The sequence below is a fragment of the Paenibacillus sp. FSL R5-0527 genome (assembly GCF_038008055.1).
GTDB lineage: Bacteria > Bacillota > Bacilli > Paenibacillales > Paenibacillaceae > Fontibacillus > Fontibacillus macerans.
Map to the genome: position 1 here is coordinate 1 of NZ_JBBOYI010000005.1, position 4,469 is coordinate 4,469.

At 44.9% G+C, this 4,469-nt stretch carries 5 protein-coding genes; all 5 read right to left on the reverse strand.

Features of this window, described 5'->3' with window-relative positions; genetic code table 11:
- Positions 1–1,827 (reverse strand): tape measure protein (locus NYE69_RS33300; protein ID WP_340930692.1); only part of this gene is annotated, 1,827 nt, incomplete at its 3' end.
- Between the two features lie 63 nt (positions 1,828–1,890).
- Positions 1,891–2,532, reverse strand: a complete 642-nt coding sequence (locus NYE69_RS33305; protein WP_340930694.1) for a hypothetical protein — start codon at positions 2,530–2,532, stop codon at positions 1,891–1,893.
- A 229-nt stretch (positions 2,533–2,761) separates the two neighbouring features.
- A complete protein-coding gene (locus NYE69_RS33310; protein ID WP_340930696.1) occupies positions 2,762–3,166 on the reverse strand; it encodes a phage tail assembly chaperone in 405 nt (134 codons plus the stop codon).
- A 14-nt stretch (positions 3,167–3,180) separates the two neighbouring features.
- The gene (locus tag NYE69_RS33315) at positions 3,181–3,654 is read right to left on the reverse strand and encodes a phage tail tube protein (RefSeq protein WP_213510183.1); all 474 of its coding nucleotides are present in this window, start codon (positions 3,652–3,654) and stop codon (positions 3,181–3,183) included.
- A gap of 13 nt (positions 3,655–3,667) precedes the next feature.
- On the reverse strand, positions 3,668–4,469 hold an 802-nt coding region (locus NYE69_RS33320), incomplete at its 5' end, for a phage tail sheath subtilisin-like domain-containing protein (RefSeq protein WP_340930698.1).

Consider the following 4,469-nt stretch of genomic DNA (forward strand, 5'->3'; position numbering starts at 1 on the left):
TGCGGCTGCGGCACCAGATACACTCAAATGATCAAAAACGTCGAGGCTTACACCTGGGATTTTGTTCAATTGCTCTATGACCCAATTTACATTATCAATGACGCCATTGGCGAGTCCCTCAATGATCTTTAGTGATTCTACTTTTGCCCAGTCAAAAGCGTTTGCTATCCCATTTCCAATTTCTTGGAAAAATATTGGTATTTGACCAAAGAAATTTAGCACGCTATTCCAAGCCCTCATAAGTCCAGCGGCAAACTTGTCATTGGTATTCCATAGGTTGATGAGGTACTTTACTAGAAGAACAATCGCCGCGATAAGAACAACTATAGCTATAACAATCCAAGTAATTGGGCTAGCAAGCATGGCGGTATTCAACCCCCACTGTGCTACCGTTTGTGCAAATGTCGCCCCTGTTGCGAGTGCTGTTCTTGCTGCTAATAACGCTTGTATCCCACTTTGAATGGCAAGAACTGTGTTAATTGCCGTCGTCGCTACCTTCCAAGCCACAAACGCTCCCACAATCCCGGTAATTATGGGTTCAATTGTTGACCAATTATTAGAAAAGAAAGAATAGACGTTAACTGCAGCAGTTAGTAAACGATCAACTGCTACCGCCGCCGCTTCGATGCCATTCTGAATGTTCGCCATCATTTGCTCGCCGCCAGCACTGTTCAGCATCTTATTGATACGCTCAATAACAGGGCCAAAAGTCTGCAAAGCGTTGTTTTTAATTAAGTTCAGGGCATCCCCAAAGGTCATGGGCATTGATTCAAACTTCTTATTTATATCATCCGCAGCGGCAAACATTGCCCCTTTGATAATGTCCGCTGTGATTGTGCCATCTGCGGACATTTCTTTTAATTCACCCTTACTCTTACCTGTAAAGTCAGCAATCGCCTTGGCTAACAAGGGGGCATTTTCCATAATTGACCGAAATTCGTCGCCTTGTAGTTTACCTGCGGCCATTGCCTGGGAAAGTTGGTACATACCGGCCTGCTGTTCCATTGTGCTAGCGCCGCCCACCCGGAACGACTTTTGCATAAGTTCAGAAAAGGCCACCAATTCGTCGTTACCTTTAAAAGCGTCTTCGGCGAGAATGCCCATCCGCCCAATTACTCCAGCCATATCGGTATAGCTACCACGAGCCCGGTTTGCAGCGGCAAATATATCATCTTGAAGTTCTGCGGTGGTTCGTAACCCATCGTTGACCATATCCAAGCGGGCTAATGAATTGATATACTCGTCGCTAATACTCATACCAGACTTGATACCTTGTAACGAAAGATACGTACCAACTATACCGCTCAAATTAGATAACCACCCGCTCGACGCATTGCCGGATTGCCTCGTGGCGGCATTGATTTGGTGTTGTAGTTGCAAAATCTTTTCTTGCAGTTCGGCAATTTTTTCTTGTGCGGCTCTCTGATCTCCAGCAACGCCCCGCAACCGGCTAGTGGCCGCGATAAATTTCATTACAAGGCGTTGTAAGTTGGCGAACATCACATTCAGTGAAGCAGGCAATTCTACCTTAATACGTGCCTGAATGCCGTCTAATTGCCTTTGTAGCAGTCTTTTTAGCATTTGAGCACGCTGAACGGCTTGCCGCGCATTAAAGGTAACGTCAATTTTGGCGGACCTTACAATTCGCTCGATGCCTCTTAGTTGCTGTTCTGCATTGCTGGCATTGAGTCGCAAGGTTGCTGGGGTTTCTACTGTACGCCGAAGTCGATCCATTGCCATTGCTGCCTTTTCCGCTTGGGTAATAACTCTGGATAGAGGCGACGAGAATTGGTCGGCCATCTTCAACGCTGTTGATATCGTTGGCATATGTCGTCTCCTTTCTCGGTAGAAAATTAAAAAGCACCCTCTTTTGAGAGTGCTCCGAATTATTTATAGATCAATCCTCTTTGGTGCAGATGGCAGTTGCGATCTAAGCGAATTTACCAACTTTCTGGTTCGACGTGGCGCTATATTGTCTTGGAACATCATTGCCGAAAGTTCGCCAGATGAATTGAAATAGTTAATGATCAAATAATAGTGTAATGTACGCTTTACTTTGTTGGTTGCTCGAGAACCGACAACTAAGCCAATCGGCCCAAACAGCAGTCCACCGGCAATTCCTTTCGCGGCGCTACTGCTCACTATGTTGGCTATTTCAACGTCAGTCTTTATTTCGACAGCGGTGATTTGAGAGGAGTTTAGGTTGAAATCAACACCGCCTCCTTTAATAGCCAAGTTATCACCACGCAACTCAATTTGGCATCTGGTTTTCTCGGATATTGGCAACCCTTCCACGTGATGAACGATTGCATACTCGACCGTGCCATTTCCATCATTGCTCATTTCAACATTGCGTTTACTTTGGTTCTTAGTTTTCAAAACCAAACCAATCACCAAAAATATGACTCCAAAAACTATCGGGACCCAAATTGTGTCAGTATCAGAAGTAAGTGCCATGATTAAAGCTATAATTACTAAAAGCGCTGATACAACGAAGCTAATGATCGCCAAAATATTACGAAATAACCGCATATACAACCTCCTCGCATCTTCTGACCACATATTACCATAAAAATACGAGTATTGGACTATTTACGTTTCAATTTTTTGGTTTCTTTTGCTTCTGCGGCCGTTCTGACATCAATAGCAGCCATAACAAAGGCCCGTTCCCTGCGGGGAAGGGCCATGTATTCGCTAGGCCACTTTCGAAACTTGTGGAGGGCATAGTAGGCGTAATTCGCCTCTGGATCGCCCTCCTCAATTAGTTTTTTGCTTCTTCGACGAGTTCGCTCATTTCAACGTCAAAGCCGGAAAGTTCAGTGATTTTTTGCACCAAGGTCGTCAGTTCGCCTGCCAAGAGAACACGTTTAACGTACTCTTCTGGCGAGGATACTCCAAGTTTTTTAATGGAATCAGCATTTTTAAAATCAGGATTGATCGTATTGTTAATAGCTACGTGTAAATTGAATTTTCGGCTATCGAATTCAACCTTTTTCTTGCCGACTTGAGTCGATCTCTTTCGGATGTCTTCAAATTCTTCTTCCGTCATGGCCTTGATGGTAAATTTCAGCGGGTTGCCTTTTTCGTCTTTAAAGCGCGGCGAAACGACAACTTCCTCCGTCAAATTGTCAATCGGGTTTGCATTCAGGAAATCTTGTAAATTCATATAAATCCTCCTAATTAGTTTGTAGGTTGTACTGCTGTAAATTGATCAAGGACATCGTAATCCTCAAACGTAAACGGTAGTTCCTCTTCAAGCATATCGTCGCTTGTTGCGTCGAATTGCGCCGCAGATGTACTATCAAGGTTGCAATTTTTCAGGATTACGGTTTGCTTGCCGCTTCCGCTCCCGGGCTGTTCGTTGACCACTTGGAGATCAAACCAAAAATCGGCCCCGGTCTTTACATAGTCTCTCATGAGTTGCCGGAACACAGATGTTACGTAGTAGATTGTCAGCGTACCCGAGCCAGACCAACCCGCAGACCGTTGTGGCGTATTGGTTCTGCCCAAAACGGGGACATCAACCTTGTTTTTCTCGATTGTAGATTCCAACGTCTTTGCGTAGAACAGTTCTTCTACGCGACCATTGATTGTAACGAACGCCTTTGCCATTTTACCGCTGACGGCATCTTTAACATTGAAAAATCCTGCCATGTATTAACCCTCCTTAACGCACTGTAATTGTCATGTAAATTTTTTCCATACTGTCCGTAGGTTGGATGCCCAAATTGATGATTACGGATTCAATGTCGTTTCCTGGCAATACTTCGATATCATTTTGCGAGTCGAAGTTTTGAATAGCCCCCAGGCCTTGCAGTGTGTCCAAATAGGAAATCGTTGCGGCCTTAAGCAAGTTTCGACCGTCTGCATCGTTGTTGACCTTGCCGATAAAGTTTTCATCAAAGTTTGTTTTGAGGTCATTTGCGATAGAGTCTAGTGTACGGATCACTCGGTTCTTTCTGTATGCTCTGCTGCGGTCCGTTGTAAACGTAGTCAGTGTGTTGATATCTTGTTCAATCCGTACTTGACCATTGGTAGCAGTAAGGACTAGTTCCCCGTTTTGCAATGCGTCAATAATCTGGCTTTGTGTATATTTCGGGGTAATATCTACCGCATTCGGGATCGTCGCATATGTCAGCGATTGATTAATGTTTGCTGCGGCCTCCATTGCAGCGATTTCCCACAGTAAAAAGATTGGATCAACCGTTACCCCGTCAGACGTTACAACGCTGTTTTTAAGGCTTATGACGCCCTCATAATCGGCTTGTGGGTGGTTGTAAAGGACGGTTTGAAACTTCTTGCCCTCATCCTCTCTCAAGCGCCTTGTGAAGGCTACAGCAAGTTGCTTGACACTTAAATCGTCTACCGGGATGCCCAGGACGTTAAACTCCTCAGACTCAAATGCTGTAAAGGCGTCAGACCACTCACCCATACCTCCAGTTCCTGCCGTGCCGTTAACAAGCGGTGTG